Source organism: Variovorax sp. Soil_C_39, assembly GCF_057656815.1.
Window position 1 is genome coordinate 396,666 of record NZ_JBDGJQ010000005.1, and the last position, 17,641, is coordinate 414,306.

At 69.9% G+C, this 17,641-nt stretch carries 15 protein-coding genes; 7 read left to right on the forward strand and 8 right to left on the reverse strand.

The genetic code is table 11. The features are described from left to right. Positions 1-64 precede the first annotated feature (64 nt). Positions 65-994 (reverse strand): LysR family transcriptional regulator, encoded by a 930-nt coding sequence (locus AC3A6J_RS16195; RefSeq protein WP_487860980.1) that lies wholly within the window; start codon positions 992-994, stop codon positions 65-67. 110 nt (positions 995-1,104) lie between these two features. Here AC3A6J_RS16195 and AC3A6J_RS16200 point away from each other — a divergent pair, with 110 nt between their 5' ends. After that, positions 1,105-1,866 (forward strand): SDR family oxidoreductase, encoded by a 762-nt coding sequence (locus AC3A6J_RS16200; protein WP_487860981.1) that lies wholly within the window; start codon positions 1,105-1,107, stop codon positions 1,864-1,866. On the opposite strand, the gene AC3A6J_RS16205 is transcribed toward AC3A6J_RS16200, so the two are convergent. The 5 genes from AC3A6J_RS16205 to AC3A6J_RS16225 all read right to left on the reverse strand — a co-directional run bounded on the left by AC3A6J_RS16205 (position 1,867) and on the right by AC3A6J_RS16225 (position 5,788). Next, positions 1,867-2,289, reverse strand: a complete 423-nt coding sequence (locus AC3A6J_RS16205) for a MarR family winged helix-turn-helix transcriptional regulator (RefSeq protein ID WP_487860982.1) — start codon at positions 2,287-2,289, stop codon at positions 1,867-1,869. It lies immediately after the preceding gene. 16 nt (positions 2,290-2,305) lie between these two features. Further along, positions 2,306-3,289, reverse strand: a complete 984-nt coding sequence (locus AC3A6J_RS16210) for an alpha-ketoacid dehydrogenase subunit beta (protein ID WP_487860983.1) — start codon at positions 3,287-3,289, stop codon at positions 2,306-2,308. Continuing rightward, positions 3,280-4,305, reverse strand: coding sequence for a thiamine pyrophosphate-dependent dehydrogenase E1 component subunit alpha (locus AC3A6J_RS16215; protein WP_487860984.1), 1,026 nt, complete (start codon positions 4,303-4,305; stop codon positions 3,280-3,282). Before AC3A6J_RS16215 ends, AC3A6J_RS16210 begins: the two co-directional genes overlap by 10 nt. Positions 4,306-4,379: 74 nt before the next feature. Next, positions 4,380-5,291, reverse strand: coding sequence for a LysR family transcriptional regulator (locus tag AC3A6J_RS16220; RefSeq protein ID WP_487860985.1), 912 nt, complete (start codon positions 5,289-5,291; stop codon positions 4,380-4,382). Between the two features lie 65 nt (positions 5,292-5,356). Further along, positions 5,357-5,788: a VOC family protein gene (locus AC3A6J_RS16225; RefSeq protein ID WP_487860986.1), complete on the reverse strand. Its 432-nt coding sequence runs from the start codon at positions 5,786-5,788 to the stop codon at positions 5,357-5,359. 249 nt (positions 5,789-6,037) lie between these two features. Between AC3A6J_RS16225 and xylF the strand changes: the two genes are divergently transcribed. The 5 genes from xylF (at position 6,038) to AC3A6J_RS16250 (ending at position 12,815) form a co-directional block, all read left to right on the forward strand. Next, on the forward strand, positions 6,038-7,060 hold the full coding sequence (gene xylF, locus AC3A6J_RS16230) for a D-xylose ABC transporter substrate-binding protein (protein WP_487860987.1): 1,023 nt from the start codon (positions 6,038-6,040) through the stop codon (positions 7,058-7,060). An 8-nt stretch (positions 7,061-7,068) separates the two neighbouring features. Further along, on the forward strand, positions 7,069-8,262 hold the full coding sequence (locus AC3A6J_RS16235; protein ID WP_487860988.1) for a sugar ABC transporter permease: 1,194 nt from the start codon (positions 7,069-7,071) through the stop codon (positions 8,260-8,262). A gap of 1 nt (position 8,263) precedes the next feature. Further along, entirely contained in the window at positions 8,264-9,040 is a 777-nt protein-coding gene (locus AC3A6J_RS16240) for an ATP-binding cassette domain-containing protein (protein WP_487860989.1), read from the forward strand. 28 nt (positions 9,041-9,068) lie between these two features. Further along, positions 9,069-10,232 (forward strand): ROK family transcriptional regulator, encoded by a 1,164-nt coding sequence (locus AC3A6J_RS16245; RefSeq protein ID WP_487860990.1) that lies wholly within the window; start codon positions 9,069-9,071, stop codon positions 10,230-10,232. Positions 10,233-10,352: 120 nt separating this feature from the next. Then, positions 10,353-12,815 (forward strand): membrane-bound PQQ-dependent dehydrogenase, glucose/quinate/shikimate family, encoded by a 2,463-nt coding sequence (locus tag AC3A6J_RS16250; RefSeq protein ID WP_487860991.1) that lies wholly within the window; start codon positions 10,353-10,355, stop codon positions 12,813-12,815. 98 nt (positions 12,816-12,913) lie between these two features. On the opposite strand, the gene AC3A6J_RS16255 is transcribed toward AC3A6J_RS16250, so the two are convergent. Next, positions 12,914-14,158 (reverse strand): helix-turn-helix domain-containing protein, encoded by a 1,245-nt coding sequence (locus tag AC3A6J_RS16255; RefSeq protein ID WP_487860992.1) that lies wholly within the window; start codon positions 14,156-14,158, stop codon positions 12,914-12,916. A 142-nt stretch (positions 14,159-14,300) separates the two neighbouring features. On the opposite strand from AC3A6J_RS16255, the gene AC3A6J_RS16260 reads away from it, so the two are divergent. Continuing rightward, complete coding sequence (locus tag AC3A6J_RS16260; protein WP_487860993.1) at positions 14,301-16,445, forward strand: PQQ-dependent dehydrogenase, methanol/ethanol family; 2,145 nt, start codon at positions 14,301-14,303, stop codon at positions 16,443-16,445. Positions 16,446-16,524: 79 nt separating this feature from the next. On the opposite strand, the gene AC3A6J_RS16265 is transcribed toward AC3A6J_RS16260, so the two are convergent. Then, positions 16,525-17,499 carry a tripartite tricarboxylate transporter substrate-binding protein gene (locus tag AC3A6J_RS16265; RefSeq protein WP_487860994.1) on the reverse strand — a complete coding sequence of 325 codons (975 nt, stop codon included), beginning with the start codon at positions 17,497-17,499 and terminating at the stop codon, positions 16,525-16,527. Positions 17,500-17,641 lie beyond the last annotated feature (142 nt).

The window sequence follows — 17,641 nt, forward strand, 5'->3', positions numbered from 1 at the left end:
TGTACAGGCTAACGATGGCAGGCGCCGCAGGTAAAACCCCGGGCGTCCGGTGGGAAATTCTTCTTCAGGCCGCGTGCATGCGCGCGGCGAAGCCTTCGCTTCGAAAGCGTTCCAGGATGAAGTCGATGAACACGCGCGTCTTGGCGGGCAGCAGCTTTTTGCTGGGGTAGTAGAGCCACAGCGCGCCCGCGTCGAAGTGCCAGGCGGGCAGCAGGCGCACCAGCGCGCCGCTTCGCAGGCCGCGCTCGACGAAGGGCATCGGCAGCATCGCCACGCCCAGGCCCATGAGCGCGGCATGCGCGATCGCCTCCGGGTCGTTGAAGATCGCGCGCGGGCGCGGCTGCTCGACCGTGGCCCGGCGGCCATCGGCATGCTGCAGCGTCCAGCTGCGCAGGCGGCCCGTCGGCGAGGAGCGGCGCACCAGCGCATCGAGCTGGGCAAGGTCGGCCGGCTCCGCGGGCAGGGCGCGGTTCGCGAAGTAGGCGGGCGCGGCCACCGCGACCACATGGATGCGCGCCAGCTCGCGCGCCACCAGCCCGGGCGGGAGCTCGATGCCGCCGCCGATCGCCGCGTCGAAGCCTTCGCCCACGAGGTCCACCTGCCGGTTGTCGAAATGCCAGTCGGGCAGGATCGCCGGATAGCGTGCCAGGAAGTCGCCCATCATCGGCAGCACATGCTCGCGGCCGAAGGCCTGGCCCATGCTGACCTTGAGCGTGCCGGCGGGTTGGCCGTCCTGGTGCGTGATGCCGGCCACCGCGTCCTGCAGCGTCGCGAGCGCCCCGCCGATCTGCCGCAGGAAGCGCTCGCCGCCTTCGGTCAGCGTGAGGCGTCGCGTGCTGCGCTGGAACAGCCGCACGCCGAGACTGGCCTCGAGCCGTGCCACGTTCTTGCTGACGGCGGCCGGCGTGAGCCCGAGCCGCCGCGCCGCGGCCGAGAAGCTGCCGCTATCGGCACTCTGCACAAAGGATTCGAGGTGGTTGAGAGGGGGCGCCATCACGCTATTTTTCAACCCTTGGTTGAATCTGATTGCGCTGATTATGGGCTACCGCAAAGGTAATCGAATGCCCAAACTGAGCCTGTCCATTCACAAAACAAGGAATCCACATGGCTCCCAATTCGACCCTTTCCCGGCCCCTTTCGGGCAAGACCGCTTTCGTGACCGGCGGCTCGCGCGGCATCGGTGCCGCCATCGTGCGCCGGCTCGTCCAGGACGGCGCGGCCGTCGCTTTCAGCTATGCCAGCTCGGCCGGCCCGGCCGAGGCGCTCGTGCGCAGCATCGAGGCCGAGGGCGGCCGCGCGCTGGCGCTCAAGATCGACAGCGCCGACGCCGCCGCGCTCACCGCGGGCATCGACGATGCCGCGCGCCGGCTCGGCCGCATCGACGTGCTGGTCAACAATGCCGGCGTCTTCCTGCCCGGCACCGTCGACGACATGCCGCTCGCCGATTTCGACCGCACCTGGCAGGTCAACGTGCGCGCGGTGTTCGTCGCGGCCCAGGCCGCCGTGCGCCACATGGGCGAGGGCGGCCGCATCATCAACATCGGCAGCACCAATGCCGAGCGCGCGCCCTGGCCCGGCTTCAGTGCCTATGCCATGAGCAAGTCGGCACTCAAGGGCCTGGTGCAGGGCCTCTCGCGCGACCTGGGACCGCGAGGCATCACGGTCAACAACGTGCAGCCAGGTCCGGTCGACACCGACATGAACCCGGTCGATGGCCCCAACGCCGCCGCGATGCACGGATTGATGGCCGTGGCGCGCCATGCGCGGCCCGAAGAGATCGCCGCGATGGTGGCCTACCTCGCAGGGCCCGAGGCGGGCTTCGTGACCGGCGCCAGCCTCAACATCGACGGCGGCTTCGCGGCCTGATCAACCGGCGCGCTGCACGGCCGCGACGAGCTTGTCGAGCGTGGCGTCGAGCCGCGCCAGCTCGTCGCCCGACACGCCCGCGAACAGCTCGGCCTCGCGCTCGCGCCCCAGCGCACTCACGATGGCATGCAGCGCCTTGCCGGCCGCCGTGAGGTGAAGCCGCGCGCGGCGCTGGTCGGTCGGGTCGTGGTGGCGCTGCATGCGCTTGTGGCGCCGGAGGCCCGCGAGCGCGCGGCTCACGGCCATCTTGTCGAGCCCCGTCAGTTCGGCCACCTGCGTGGCGGTGAGCCCGGGCTGCGCGCCGAGCACTGCCATCGCGCGCCATTCGTTGAGCGTGAGCTGGTGCTCGCGCCCCACGCGCTCATGAAAGGGCCGCGCGGTCAGGTTGACCACCCGCACCAGCTTGAAGAACAGCGGGTCCACGGCGCCACGGGCCTGTTCAGCGCCCCTGGCCGACCAGCTTCCTCGCCGCCGCCGCGATGGCTTCGGCGCCCACGCGCGACGCGGCCTCGAGCACCGGAGCATAGCCGACCGGGATGCGCGGCGCACCGAGCCGCGCCACGCGGCAGCCCGTCGCCTCGGCGGCGCTCGCGGCGATCTCGGCGCCGAAGCCAGCCACCTGCACCGCCTCGTGCACCACCAGCAGGCGCCCGGTGCGCGTGCACGAACCGAGCACCGTCTCGCGGTCCCAGGGCCAGAGGGTGCGCAGGTCGATCAGGTCGACCGCGATGCCTTCGGCCGCCAGCGTTTCGCAGGCGGCGGCGCAGGCCTGCATCTGGCGGCTCCAGCTCACGAGCGTGAGCGCATCGCCTTCGCGCACGCGGCGCGCCAGGCCGAGCGGCACGGCCAGATCTTCGTCGACCTCGCCGCGCAGGCCCCAGAGCGTCTTGTGCTCGATGTAGGCCACCGGATCGCCGCACTGCATCGCCGCGCGCAGCAGGCTGTAGTTGTCTTGCGGCGTCGAGGGGCACACCACCACCAGCCCCGGCAGGTGGGCGAACCAGGCTTCGAGCGATTGCGAATGCTGCGCGGCCGACGCATCCCAGATGCCGCCCGGCATGCGCGCCACCAGCGGCACGCGGCCCTGGCCGCCGAACATGAAGCGGTTCTTGGCGGCCTGGTTCACGAGTTCGTCCATGCCGCAGAGCGCGAAGTCGACCACGCGCATCTCGACCACCGGGCGCAGGCCCGCGAGCGCCATGCCGACGCCGGCGCCCATGATCGCGGCCTCGCTGATCGGCGTGTCGATCACGCGGCCTTCGCCGAAGCGCTGCTGCAGCCCCTTGTACTGGCCGAAGATGCCGCCGCGGCCCACGTCCTCGCCGAGCACCACCACGCGGGCGTCGGCCTGCATCTCGCGCGCCACCGCGCGCACCGCGGCCTCCGAATAGCTGAGTTCCTGCTTGTCGATCGTCAATGCCATTGCCCGGCTCCGGTGGTCTGCACGTCGGTGAATGCGGCGCCGGGCTCGGGCCAGGGCGCCGCGTCGGCCGCGGCCAGCGCGGCGGCGACCTCGTCGCGCGCCGCGTTCTCGATCGCGTCGAGCACGGCCGCATCGACGCCGGCCGCGAGCAGCCGGCCGCGGGCGCGCGCGATGGGATCGGTCTCGAGCGCCGCGGCCAGCTCGGCCGGGTCGCGGTACGCCGCCACGTCGACCGACACGTGCCCTTTCACGCGGTAGGTCAGCGCATGCAGCAGGCGCGGCCCGCCGCCGCCGCGCACCTCGCCCACCAGCGCCGCCGCGGCCTCGTGCACCGCGAACACGTCGTTGCCGTCGACCTGCGTGGCCGCGATGTCCATCGACGCCGCGCGCGCCGAGGCGCCGTCGCCGGCCCTCATCGGCCCGCTTGCCGTGGTGGCGCTCCAGCGGTTGTCCTCGCAGACGAAGAGCACGGGCAGCGCATACACCCGCGCCCAGTTCAGGGCTTCGAGGAACGGGCCGCGGTTGATCGCGCCGTCACCGAAGAAGCAGGCGGTGATGCCGCCGTCCACCGCGCCCAGCAGCTTCTGCGCATGCGCCGCGCCCACGGCGATCGGCAGGCCCGCGGCCACCACGCCGTTGGCGCCGAGCATGCCGACCGAGAAGTCGGCAATGTGCATCGAGCCGCCCTTGCCGCCGTTGAAGCCCGAGGCTTTGCCGAACAGCTCGCACATCATGCGAGAGAGGTCGGCGCCCTTGGCGAGCGTGTGGCCGTGGCCGCGGTGCGTGGAGGTGAGGTAGTCGCTTGTGCGCAGGTGCGCGCACACGCCCGCGGGCACCGCCTCCTGGCCGGTCGACAGGTGCAGCGGCCCGCGCACATGCGCGCTGCCGGCGGCTTCCTGGCCATAGGCGCTCACGCCGCCCTGGCTGGCCGTCTCGGCGGCATTCTCGAACGCTCGGATGCGCACCATCGTTCGGTAGAGCGCCTCGCCGGCGGGGATGTCGTTGCGCTTGTCCATCTTGTCTCCAGCGCCTGTGGGACCGGCGTTGCGGCAAAAATCGTATCAAGCGTGACGAGGTGGCGAAACCGGGCTTACCCCGTGCCCTTGCTGTTGCGGCCCGCTGCCGCCGAACCCTTGCGCACTGCCTCCTGCAGGCATTGCGCAAGCCGGCCCACCACGGCCGGGCTGGACTGCGGCGCGCGCTGCAGCAGGCCGACCTCGCGGTGGAAGGTGGCCTGGCCGAGCGAGACCGTGCGCATGCCGCCCGGCAACGGCAGGTGCGCCTCGACCATCGGCACGAGCGCCACGCCCAACCCCTTGGCTGCCATGTGGATGAGTCCCGGGATCTCGTCGACCTCGATCGACTCGTTGACGGCGATGCCCTCGCGCCGCAGGAACCGCTCGACCATGCGCCCGCCGAAAGAGGCGCGGTCGTAGCGCAGGAAGGGCTGTTCCTGCAGCAGGCGTCGCCAGTCCCTTCCCGGCAGTGCCTCCGGTGCGGCGAGCACGTAGCGCTCGCGCACCAGCGTCTGCCAGCGCAACTCCGGCGGCATGCCGAAGGGCGGCCGGATGATCAGCGCCGCGTCGATCGTGCCCGCGTCGAGGTCGTCCATCAGCCGCATCGACACGCCCGGCGACACGTGCACGCGCAGCGACGGCGCAGCCTTGCGCAGCTTCGCGAGTGCGCGCGCAAGGAGCGTCGACTGGGTCGAGGCAATGGCGCCGATCCGCAGCAGCCCGCCTTCTGCACCATCGTCCGCCGGAGGCTCGCCGAGACGGTCGTACAGGGCACAGATCTCCACCGCACGCGCCAGCGTGGTCTCCCCGGCCGCATTCAGCGTGGCGGAGCGGCCGGTCCGGTCGAAGAGCGCGAAGCCGAGCGAGTCTTCGAGCCGCTTGATCTGGCTGCTGACGGCCGACTGCGTCAGCCCGATCCGCTCGCCCGCCGCGACGAAGGTGCCGTGGCGGCAGACGGCGATGAAGGTCTTGAGTTCACTGATCATCCACCGAGCATCGCAAGGATCGATGCCCGACTCAAGGATCGATCGACATGCATGATCGATGCGCCTCAGGTCGCGAACAGCGCATCGAGGTTGGCGAACGATTTCATCTCGATCGCATTGCCCGAGGGATCGAGAAAGAACATCGTGGCCTGTTCCCCGGGCTCGCCCTTGAAGCGGATGTAGGGCTCGATGATGAATTCGACGTGGCGTGCCGCGAGCCTGTCGGCCAGGGCCTGCCACTGGTCCATCGGGAGGATGGCGCCGAAGTGCCGCACCGGCACAGCGTGCCCGTCGACCGCGCCATGCGCCTTGTGGCCGCATTCGTCGGGCGCGAGGTGCGCCACGATCTGGTGGCCGTGAAAGTCGAAGTCCACCCATTCCGGCGCGCTACGGCCTTCGGGGCAGCCGAGCAGCCCGCCATAGAAGGCGCGGGCTTCGGCGATGTCGCGCACGGGAAAAGCCAGGTGGAACGGAATGCGGGCGGGGGAGGGGTGCATGGTTCGGCTCCTGTGTGGAATGCGGAAACCCGAAACTCTACGCAGCGCAAGGCATGAATGAAAACGATATGTTTCGTTGCTGAGCATCACCGATTTCGATGAAACGAAAGTTGGCGTGCGCCCGAAAACCGGGCACCGCCGCCCCGGGAATTCCCGGGTGCCCAGCACCTCCGCACGATGGGATAGTTAATTCGTCGGTCGAACTAACTAATTTCTTACATTGTTGGGCGCGCGCCCAAGGAGACACCGATGCACCTCAAGCACTCCCTGGCCGCCATGGCCTTCGGCCTCACTGCGGCGAGCGCGCTGGCGCAGACCGTGGTCGGCGTGAGCTGGTCCAACTTTCAGGAAGAGCGCTGGAAGACCGACGAGGCCGCGATCAAGGCCCAGCTCGAGAAGCTCGGCGCCAAGTACATCAGCGCCGACGCGGGCGGCTCGCCCGAGAAGCAGCTCGGCGACATCGAGGGCCTGATGGCCAAGGGCGCCAAGGCGCTGATCGTGCTGGCGATGGACAAGGACGCGATCCTGCCCGCCGTCACCAAGGCCACGCGGCAGAAGGTGCCGGTGGTGGCGTACGACCGGCTGATCGAGGCGCCCGGCGTCTTCTACATCACCTTCGACAACGTCGAGGTCGGGCGCATGGAGGCGCGCGAGGTGTTCAAGGTCAAGCCCAAGGGCAACTACGTGATCATCAAAGGCTCGCCGAGCGACCCGAACGCCGACTTCCTGCGCGCAGGCCAGCAGGAGGTGCTCGATGCCGCGGTGAAGAAGGGCGACATCAAGATCGTGGGCGACGAATACACCGAGGGCTGGAAGCCCGAGGTCGCGCAGAAGAACATGGAGCAGATCCTCACCAAGGTCGGCAACAAGGTCGATGCCGTGGTGGCGGCCAACGACGGCACCGCGGGCGGCGCAGTGGCGGCGCTCACGGCCAAGGGGCTGCGCGGCATTCCGGTGTCGGGCCAGGACGCCGACTTCGCGGCGCTCAACCGCATTGCGCTCGGCACCCAGACCGCGACCATCTTCAAGGACTCGCGCGAACTCGGCCGCGAGGCCGCCAATGCCGCGATCGCGCTGTCGCAGGGCAAGCCGGCCGAGAAGGCCGCGACCTGGAATGCCGGGCCGAAGAAGATCGCGCTGCAGTCGCGCCTGCTCACGCCGGTGCCGATCACGCGCGACAACCTCGACGTGGTGGTCAAGGCCGGCTGGATCAAGAAGGACGAACTCTGCAAGGGTGTGCCCGCGGCCAACGCGCCGGCCGCCTGCAAGTAAGCAGGCAGATGGGCGATCCAACGACGCCGGGCCTCTGGCGGCGCACCGGCATCGACCTGCGGCTGGCGCTGATGAGCGTGCTGCTGGTCGCGATGGGCGTGGTCTTCAACATGCTCTCGGGCGGCGTGTTCCTGTCGCCCGAGAACCTCTACAACGTGGCGCAGCAGACGGCGGTGGTGGGCATCGTGTCGACCGTGATGGTGCTGGTCATCGTGGCGCGCCACATCGACCTGTCGGTCGGCTCGGTGATGGGCTTCGTCGGCGTGCTGATCGCCTACCTGCAGTACACCTCGGGCTGGTCGTGGCCCGCGGCCTGCCTCGCGGGGCTCGCAGTGGCGCTCCTGGTCTCGATCTACCAGGGCTGGCTCACGGCGATGCTCGGCGTGCCCTCGTTCGTCGTCACGCTCGGCGGACTGATGTCGTTCCGCGGTGCGGCGTTCCTGGTGGCCGACGGCAAGACCCAGCCGGTGAACGACGAGTTCTTCCAGCGCCTGGGCGGCGGCTACGACGGCGGCATCGGTACCGCCGCCACATGGGCGCTCGCGGGCTTCGTGGCGCTGGTGCTGTTTGCGCGCATGCTGCAGAAGCGCCGCGCACGCGCGCACCACGGCATGCCCAACGAGCCGCTCTGGCTTGCGCTGCTGCTCACGGCCGTGCCGGCGGCGGTGGTGCTCGGGTTCGCGGCGGTCATGAACAGCTACCAGATCGCCTCCAAGGACGCGCCGCAGGGCCTGCCGATCCCGGTGCTGATCTGGGCCGTGGTCGCCGTGGTGCTGTCGTTCATCGTGCACCGCACGCGCTTCGGCCGCTACGTGTTCGCGATGGGCGGCAACCCCGATGCGGCGGCGCTGGTGGGCATTCCGGTCAAGCGCGTCACGCTGATGCTGTTCGCGCTGCTCGCGGTGCTGGTCACGGTGGCAGCGATCGTGTCGATCGCGCGGCTCAACGCGGGCACCAATTCGCTCGGCACCGGCATGGAGCTCTATGTGATCGCGGCGGCCGTCATCGGCGGCACGGCGCTCGCGGGCGGAACCGGCTCGATCTTCGGCTCGGTGCTCGGCGCGCTGATCATGCAGTCGCTCGACAGCGGCATGCTGCTGCTCGACGTGCCGATCGGCAAGCGCATGGTGATCATCGGGCAGGTGCTGATCGTGGCGGTGGTGTTCGACGTGCTGTACCGCCGCAGGTTCGGCGAGAACTGACATGATGGCCACCGATACATCCCGGCCGCTCGTCGAATTGCGCGAGATCCGCAAGGCCTTCGGCGGCGTGAAGGCCGTCGACGGCGTGAGCGTGAACCTGCATGCCGGCGAAGTGGTCGCGCTGCTCGGCCACAACGGCGCGGGCAAGTCCACGCTCATGAAGATGCTCGCGGGCGCCTACCCGGTCGATGCGGGCGAGACGCTGGTCGCGGGCGAGACGGTGCAGATCCGCACCCCCTCCGAAGCGCAGGCGCTCGGCATCGAAACCATCTACCAGACGCTGGCCCTGGCCGACAACCTCGACGCGGTGGCGAACCTGTTCCTGGGCCGCGAGAAGATGACGCGCTGGAACACGCTCGACGACCATTTCATGGAGGTCGAGGCGCGCAAGGTGTTCCAGCGCCTCAACCGCAACTTCAGCAACATCCGCACGCCCGTGCGGCGGCTCTCGGGTGGCCAGCGGCAGGTGGTGGCGATCTCGCGTGCGCTGTACTTCAACGCCCGCATCCTCATCATGGACGAGCCCTGCGCCGCGCTCGGCCCGGAAGAGACGGCGATGGTCGGCGGCCTCGTCAAGCAGCTCAAGGCCGATGGCGTGGGCATTTTCCTCATCACGCACGACATGCCCGACGTGTTCGCGCTCAGCGACCGCGTGGCCGTGATGAAGAACGGCCGGTTGGTCGGCACCTACTGCACCGCCGACGTCACCGAGGACGAGGTGCTCGGCATGATCATTGCCGGCAAGCGCCCCGAGGGAAAGGAACAGGCCCCGCGGTGAACCCTGGCCCTCCCGTGGAAGCGGCTCCGTGAACATCGGCGACCAGCAGCTGCTCAAGCGCATGAACCGCAGCGTGCTGCTGCGGTTGCTGCGCGCGCAGCCCGGCCTGTCGCGCGCGCGGCTGTCGGGTGCGAGCGGGCTCACCAAGTCCACCGTGAGCCTGCTGGTGCGCGAGCTGCTCGACGAAGGCTGGCTCAGCGAAGCCGGCGCCATCGCGGCCGACGGGCTCGGCCGGCCTTCGACGCCGCTGCGCATCAACACCGGCGTGCGCGCGCTGATGGGCGTGGAGATCGCGGTCGAGACGGTGCGCCTGGCCTGCGTGTCGCTGCAGGGCGAGGTGCTCCATGCCGAGCGCCAGGCGCTGGCCGACAGCGCGCCGGCCGGCGTGTGTGCGCAGGTTGCGCGCATGGCTGCCGCTGCGCACCGGCAACTGCGCCAGGCCGGACTGCAGCTGTCGAGCATCGGCGTGGGCGTGCCCGGCGCGGTCGACGACTGCACCGGCGTGGTCCGCTTCGCGCCCAACCTCGGCTGGCGCAACGTGAGCCTGCTGCCCGCGCTCGAGCAGGCGCTGGCCGAGGCGAAGCTGCCCGGCGTCACTGTGCAGCTGCAGAACGACGCCGACGCCGCAGCGCTCGGCGAGTACGAGTTCGGAAGCGATGGCAGCGGCGACGGCGGCGAGCCGCTGATCTTCGTCAGCTGCGACGTGGGCGTGGGCGCGGGCGTGGTGCTCAACGACCGGCTCTTCACCGGTGCGCAGGGCATGGCAGGCGAGATCGGTCACACCATCCTGCAGCGTGATGGGCCGCGCTGCTCGTGCGGGCGCAACGGCTGCGCCGAGGCGTTCTTCGGATCGCGCGCGCTCGAGCGCGAAGCGCCCGGCGTGGCGCAGGCGGGCGCCTTTCTCGGCGTGCTGCTGCAGAACCTGTGGGTCACCTTCGATCCGCGCGCGATCGTGCTCGGCGGCAAGTCGTGCACCGGCGACGCGCGTTTCGCGGAGGCCGCCTTCGCGCAGGTGCAGCGCCATGCCGAGGCGGCCGGCATGCCCGCGCCCGCGCTGCGCATTGCGCGCTACGGCGAGCTGGCCGCGGCCGTGGGCGCCGCGGCGCTCGCATTGCATGAGTACCTGCGGCCGCTCCAGCCCGATGCGCGTGCGCGCCGGGCCCGCGCCGCACGCATCGCTGCGCCGGCCTGAGCAGCCATCCGCGCACAATTGCGCGGTCGGCCTACGCACAAGGCCCTGTGCTTTACCTAGTCTGGGGTGTCCATCAATGGCGCGCCCCGCCCTCGCGCCTGGCATCGAAAGCGCCTCGCCATGACCGACACTGCTGTGCATCCCCGTGCGTCTTCTTCCACATCCGAACCGCCACACACCAGGCGGTCGGCGTTGCTAATTGCCACGGCCGTGGTCATCGGCCTGGCCGGCCTCGGCCTTGCAGCCGCCGGCGCTTGGCTCGTCATGCTCGGCGGCTCGTGGTACTACCTCGTCGCGGGGCTGGGGCTGCTCGTGGCGGCGCTGCTGCTGCCGCGCGGCGGCGGCGCCGGCCTCTGGGTCTACGCCATCGTGGTCGCGTTCACGCTCGGCTGGGCGCTGTGGGAAGTGGGCTTCGACTGGTGGCCGCTCGCGGCGCGCGGCGACGTGTTCTTCGTCATCGGCGCGTTCCTGCTCACGCCCTGGGTCGCGCGTGCGTTGGCACGGCGCAGCACCGCGGGCGTGGCGCCCGCGCGCGGCTTTCTCGGCGTCGTGCTGCTGGTCTTCCTGGCTGCCGCAGTGGTGGCCATGACGCGCCATCCGCATCGCATCGAAGGCACGGCCACGCCGCCCGCAGCAACTGCCGCGCCGGCCGTCGCCGCAGCTGCCGGCAGCCCGGCCCCGCCCGCGGACGACTGGACCGCCTACGGCGGAACCGGCATGGGCCAGCGCTATTCGGCGCTCGACCAGATCACGCCGGCCAACGTCGGCCAGCTCGAGGAGGCGTGGCACTTTCGCACCGGCGACGTGCGCGGCCAGCCCGGCGATCCGGAGGAGACGACCTTCGAGGTCACGCCACTGAAGATCGGTGAGCGGCTCTTTCTCTGCACGCCGCACCAGTCGGTGGTGGCACTGAACGCCACCACGGGCGAGCAGCTCTGGCGCTACACGCCCGAGATCCGGCGTCCGCTCGCGCTGCAGCACCTGACCTGCCGCGGCCTGTCTTACGACCCCGGCAGCGCCGTGCGCCCTGACGCCACAGCCAGCGCGGGCGCCGACTGCGATGCCAAGCTCTTCATGCCCACGGCCGACGGCCGCGTCATTGCGCTGAACCCCGAAAGCGGCAAGCCCTGCATGCGCTTCGGCGGCGGCAGCGGGCAGATCGACCTGTGGAAGAACATGCCCAACGTGAAGCCCGGCGCGTACTACTCGACCTCGCCGGTGGTGGTGACGAAATCGCTCATCATCGTAGGCGGCACGGTGCTCGACAACGTCTCCACCGAGGAGACCTCGGGCGTGATCCGGGCCTTCGACATCGACACCGGCGCACTGGTCTGGAACTGGGACGCGGGCAACCCCGACGAGACCGCGCCCATTGCGCCCGACCGCACCTACACCGCCAACTCGCCCAACAGCTGGTCGATCTCGAGCGTGGACGAGGCGCTTGGCATGGTCTACGTACCCATGGGCAACCAGCCGCCCGACCAGTGGGGCGGCAATCGCACCGAAGGCGCAGAGCGCTATTCGTCCGCGGTGGTGGCGCTCGACCTGGCCACCGGCCGCGTGCGCTGGAGCTTCCAGACCGTGCACCACGACCTGTGGGATTACGACGTGCCGTCGCAGCCCACGCTCATCGACCTGCGCGTGGGCAACGACACCGTGCCCGCGCTGGTGCAGCCGACCAAGCAGGGCGAGCTGTTCGTGCTCGACCGGCGCAACGGCGAACCGGTGGTGAAGGTCCATGAGCGCCCCGCGCCGCAGGGCGCGGCCGAGGGCGACCACACATCGCTCACGCAGCCGGTATCGGCCCTGTCGTTCGATCCGCCCGCGCTCACGCCGGCCGACATGTGGGGCGGCACGGTGTTCGACCAGCTCGCCTGCCGCATCTCGTTCCACCGGCTGCGCTACGAGGGCCGCTACACGCCGCCGTCCACGCAGGGCTCGCTCATCTATCCGGGCAACTTCGGTGTCTTCAACTGGGGCGGCATCGCGGTCGATCCGCAGCGGCAGCTCGCTTTCACCACGCCGGCGTCGCTGGCCTTCGTGTCGAAGCTGATCCCGCGCGCCGACGACACCACGCTCTACGTGCAGGGCAAGGATCGGCCGAGCGACAGCCTGCCCGCGCTCAACGAGAACTTCGGCGCGCCCTTCGCGGTGCAGCTGCGCGCGTTCACCTCGGTGCTTGGCCTGCCCTGCCAGGCACCGCCCTGGGGCTATGTGGCGGGTGCCGACTTGCGCACCGGCCGCGTGGTGTGGATGCACAAGAACGGCACCGTGCGCGACAGTTCGCCGTTGCCGCTGCCTTTCGCGATGGGCGTGCCGAGCCTCGGCGGGCCGCTCATGACGGCCGGCGGCGTGGCCTTTCTATCGGGCACGCTCGACTACTACATGCGCGCCTACGACGTGACCAACGGCAAGGAGCTCTGGCGCAGCCGCCTGCCGGCGGGCGGACAGGCCACGCCCATGAGCTATCGCGGCAGCGACGGGCGGCAGTATGTGGTGGTGGCCGCGGGCGGGCACGGCTCGCTTGGAACGAAGACCGGGGACAGCGTCATTGCTTACGCGTTGCCGAAGCGCTCGAACTGATCGCCGTATTGAGCCAGCGCACCCGCGGAACCGGCTTCGCCGGGCCGCCGGGTGCGCCCCCCAGTGGGGGGAGGCGCCGAAGGCGCTTCGGGGGGCGTCTATCCTTCGCGCCAGCCGCGCAGCCGCCGGTACAGCGTGCCGCGCGACACGCGCAATTGGCGCGCGGCCTGCGACACGTTGCCGCCGTGCGCGGCCAGTGTTTCCTCGATGAGCTTGCGGCTGTGTTCGCGCAGCGTGCCGGCCTGGGTGGGTGAGGCCGGTGCGTCCTGTTCGTCCTCTTCCATTGCCGCCGCCATGTCGCCGTGCGGCGTGCTCGGCGTCGCCAGCGCCGGCGCCGGCGCATCACCCGGCACCGCGACCGCATGGCGGAAGTCGGCCCCGTCGGCTGCCTTCAGGCTGGCCTGCACCCACACGCCCAGGCCGCTTGCCAGGCGCAGCGGCTGCGCGGCGTCGCGCCGCTGCAGCCGCAGCAGGCTCGCCAGGTCGTGGCCCAGCATCGACTCCACGTCGCGCTCGCCCGCATCCTCGGGCAGGCGGCCGATCAGGCGCGCGCCGGCGCCGTTGAGCCAGGCGATGGTGCCGTCGGGCGCCACGCCGGCCAAGGCTTCCATCGGCGTGCCCAGCAGGTTCGGGCTGGCCTGGAAGCGCAGGATCAGGTGGTCGCGCGACTGCGCCTGCAGCAGGCGGTTCTCGATGATCGTGGCATAGAGCGCGACCATCGACGCGGCGTCGAAGCCGAAGCGCCGCGCCTCCGCCGTGAGGTCGAGCACGCCCGCGAGCCGGCCGCTCACATCGCGGATCGGCGCCGCCGCGCACTGCATCTGCGACAGCACCTCGAAGTAGTGCTCCGCGCCGTCGACCGTGCAGGCCTGCCCCGTGGTCGCTACGATGCCGGGCGCCGTGGTGCCCACGATGCGTTCGGAGATGTTCACGCCCACGCGCGCCGTCTTGCGCAGCACCGGCTGGTGGGCCGCGGCGGGGTGCTGCGTCACATGGACCACCACGCCTTCGCGGTCGGTGAGGATCACGCGGCAGTCCGTGCCCGCCAGCGCGCCCTCCATGCTCGCGAGCTCCTGCCGCGCCACGTCGAGCAGCTCGCGGTTGCGCGCCAGCGTGGCATGCAGCCGGCTCGGCGTGACCGCGTCGAACGGCACGATGCGGCGGCGGTCGCTGTGGTTGCGGTTGCAGCGCAGCCACGACTGGATCACCGCCTCGCCGACCAGGCCCGAGGGGCGCACGCCTTCCTCGAAGAACTGCTGCCGCGCGAGCGCCACGCGCTGCGCCGGCGTGGTGGAGAAGAGTTGGCGCGGCGCATTCGCCGTGCCCAGCCTTTCGAATGCCATGGGGTTGCTGCTCCTCGTGGGGTTCTGCCTGCTGCTGCCCCTTCGAATGTGTTCCGCAATGGAACAGCGCCGGACTGGGGAAATCCCGAAGGTGAACGCGGACGCGACGCAAACGATCCTTGCGGCACAAAGGAGACCCACGATGACAAGAACGATCCACCCCGGGCTGCGTCTGCTCGCCGGCGCGCTGCTGTGCCTTGCCAATGCGGCGCCGGTTGCGGCGCAGCAGCAGCAACAACAGGGCACGGCCTCCGATCCGCAGGCGCGCGCCGCCGCCGCCGTGCAGCGCGTCGACGGCAACTTCATCCGCGCCAACGCCGCGCAGAAGAAGACGCCCGACTGGCCGAGCTACGGGCTGGACCACGCCGAGACGCGGTTCAGCAGGCTCGACCAGGTCAACGCCGGCAACGTCAAGCAGCTGGGCCTGGTCTGGTCGTACAACCTCGAATCCACGCGCGGCGTCGAGGCCACGCCGCTCGTGGTCGACGGCATCATGTATGTCACGGCCTCGTGGAGCGTGGTGCATGCGATCGACACGCGCACCGGGCAGCGCCTCTGGAGCTTCGACCCGCAGGTCGACCGCTCGAAGGGCTTTCGCGGCTGCTGCGACGTGGTCAACCGCGGCGTGGCGCTGCACCAGGGCAAGGTCTTCGTCGGCGCCTACGACGGCCGGCTCATCGCGCTCGACGCCGCCAGCGGCCGCAAGCTCTGGGAAAAGAACACCATCGAGGGCCAGAAGGGCAGCTACACCATCACCGGCGCGCCGCGCGTCATCAAGGGCAAGGTCATCATCGGCAACGGCGGCGCCGAGTACGGCGTGCGCGGCTATGTCACCGCCTACGACGCCGCCACGGGCGAACAGAAATGGCGCTGGTTCACCGTGCCGGGCGATCCCTCCAAGCCCTTCGAAGACGAGTCGATGGCGCGCGCCGCCAAGACCTGGGACCCGTCTGGCAAGTACTGGGAGGCTGGCGGCGGCGGCACCGCGTGGGACACCATGGCGTTCGACGCCGACCTCAACCTGATGTACATCGGCACCGGCAACGGCTCGCCGTGGGCGCACAAGAAGCGCAGCCCGCAGGGCGGCGACAACCTCTACCTGAGCTCGATCGTGGCGCTCGACCCCGACACCGGCAAGTACGTGTGGCACTACCAGGAGACGCCCGGCGACAACTGGGACTACACCGCCACGCAGCCCATGATCCTGGCCGACCTCAAGGTCAGCGGCAAGCTGCGCAAGGTGATCCTGCATGCGCCGAAGAACGGCTTCTTCTTCGTGATCGACCGCACCAACGGCAAGTTCATCTCGGCGAAGAACTTCGTCGAGGTGAACTGGGCCACCGGCTACGACGCCAACGGCCGTCCCATCGAGGTGGCCGCCGCGCGCCAGAACCAGAAGCCCGGCGACAGCATTCCCGGGCCGTTCGGCGCGCACAACTGGCACCCGATGTCGTTCAACCCGCAGACCGGGCTGGCCTACATCCCGGCGCAGCATGTGCCGCTGAACCTCATGGACGACAAGGACTGGTCCTTCGACCAGAACGCGCCCGGCCGGCCGCATGCCGCGCTCGGCTGGAACACCGCCATGTTCGTCAATGCGGAGGCGCCCAAGTCGAAGCCCTTCGGCCGCCTTGTCGCCTGGGACCCGGTGAAGCAGAAGGAAGCCTGGGGCGTCGACTACGCCTCGCCGTGGAACGGCGGCACGCTCACCACCGCGGGCAACCTCGTGTTCCAGGGCACGGCCGACGGGCGCCTGGTGGCCTACAACGCCAAGACCGGCGACAAGCTCTGGGAAACGCCCACCGGCACCGGCGTGGTCGCGGCGCCGTCCACCTACATGGTCGACGGCAAGCAGTACGTGTCGGTGGCCGTGGGCTGGGGCGGCGTGTACGGCCTCGCGCAGCGCGCCAGCGACCGCCAGGGGCCGGGCACCGTCTACACCTTCGCAGTCGGCGGAAGCGCCAAGATGCCCGAGTTCGTGGAGTACCGGCTGGGCAAGCTGCTGCAGGGCGTCAAGTACGACCCCGCCAAGGTGCAGGCCGGCACCATGCTCTACGTGAGCAACTGCGTCTTCTGCCACGGCGTGCCCGGCGTGGACCGCGGCGGCAACATCCCGAACCTCGGCTACATGGACGCCGCCTACATCGAGAACCTCGACAAGTTCGTGCTCAAGGGCCCGGCCATGTCGCGCGGCATGCCCGACTTCACGGGCAAGCTCTCGGCCGACGACATCGAGAGCATCAAGGCGTTCATCCAGGGCACGGCCGACGCGATACGGCCGAAGTAGCAGGCGCCGTGCCAAAGAAAAAGCCGCCGGCCCGGGAGGGCGGCGGCTTTTTCGCTGAGGGGTCTTAGCTCAGAGGGCTTCAGTCTGCATAGACGCCCGCAGCCTTGATGATCGGACCCCACTTGGCGATCTCGGCCGCGACGAACTTCTTGTGTTCGGCGGGGTCGGTGCGGTTGTCGGTGACGATCACGGCGCCGAGGCCTTCCTGGCGCTTGATGAAGCCTGGGTCCTTCATCGCGGCCTTGATGGCATCGTTGAGCTTCTTCAGCACCGGGGCCGGCGTGCCCTTGGGCGCATACACGCCGTGCCAGATCGACACTTCGAAGCCCTTCAGGCCGGCTTCGTCGAGCGTGGGCAGATCCTTCAGGGCCGGAGTCGTCAGGCGCTTGGCCGTGGTCACGGCATAGGCCTTGACCTTCTTGGCTTCGATCTGCGGCGTGGTGTTGGTGGTCTGGTCGCACAGCAGGTCGATCTGGCCGCCGAGCAGGTCGGCGATCGCCGGCGCGGTGCCCTTGTAGGGAACCGTGGTCATCTCGAGCTTGACCGCGCTCTGGAACAGCAGGCCGCACAGGTGCGAGGCGGCGCCCAGGCCGGCGTTGCCGAGGTTGATCTTGCCCTTGTTGGCGGCCATCCAGGCGGTCAGTTCCTTGTAGTTGTTGGCCGGCAGCGTGGGCTTGCCGATCAGCGTCATCGGAACTTCGTTGACCATGCCGAGGTATTCGAAGTCGCTCTCGACCTTGAACGGCAGCTTGCGATAGAGCGCGGGCATCGTCGACATGCCGATGTGGTTCAGCAGCAGGGTGTGGCCGTCGGCGTTGGCGCGCGCCACCTTGGCGGTGCCGATCGAGCTGCCGGCACCCGCGGTGTTGTCCACCACGATGGTCGTGCCGAGCGTCTTCTGCAGCGCTTCGGCCAGGTCGCGGGCGACGCGGTCGGTGGGGCCGCCGGCCGCGAACGGGACGACGAGCGTGACGGTCTTGCCTGCCGGGAAGTCCTGGGCAAAGGCGCCGACGGCGGCGGTGGCGATTGCCGTGAAGGCGATGAGTTTTTTCATGGGATCTCCCAAAACGGTTAGACAGTGAAAAGCGGGCGCGATCTTACTGGCTGGCGGGGGCTGGACTCATCCCCAATAGCCCTTAGTTCCACCATCAATGGCCCTTTTGTGGTGAATGCCACGCCAAATAGCGGTTCAATTC